Here is a 335-nt window from a genome sequence, read left to right on the forward strand (position 1 = left end):
ATCCTTTGAATTATTTTAAATTTTTTCGCTATTTTCTAAAATTCTATTGTACTCATTTTCCTTAAAATTTTTGAAAGTGGAATTAAAATTTGATAAATTTAAGCTAACATCATATTTATATTTTTGTAATTCACTATGATGTTCATTTAGAATTTTTTTTATATTTAATATGTTCTTAGAAGAGTTAAATTTATCGATTCTTTGTATTGAGTTAAATTGCATTTTGATCTCCTTTCAAATTTTCTTATTTAAATATATTATACCATAGATTTTTGTAAACGTAAAAAGTCCTTCGACTGCAGTGACATTTTTTGTTCCAAAAATATTACACAGGC

At 21.8% G+C, this 335-nt stretch carries 1 protein-coding gene; it reads right to left on the reverse strand.

Annotated features, from left to right (window positions below; translation table 11 throughout):
• Positions 1–15 precede the first annotated feature (15 nt).
• A complete protein-coding gene (locus AYC60_RS00410) occupies positions 16–222 on the reverse strand; it encodes a hypothetical protein (RefSeq protein ID WP_067319925.1) in 207 nt (68 codons plus the stop codon).
• Positions 223–335 lie beyond the last annotated feature (113 nt).

The organism is Streptobacillus felis (assembly GCF_001559775.1).
Taxonomy (GTDB): Bacteria; Fusobacteriota; Fusobacteriia; order Fusobacteriales; family Leptotrichiaceae; genus Streptobacillus; species Streptobacillus felis.

Coding starts and splice junctions, on each gene's coding strand:
- AYC60_RS00410 (WP_067319925.1), bottom strand. CDS start 222: ATGCAATTTAACTCAATACAAAGAATCGATAAATTTAACTCTTCTAAG.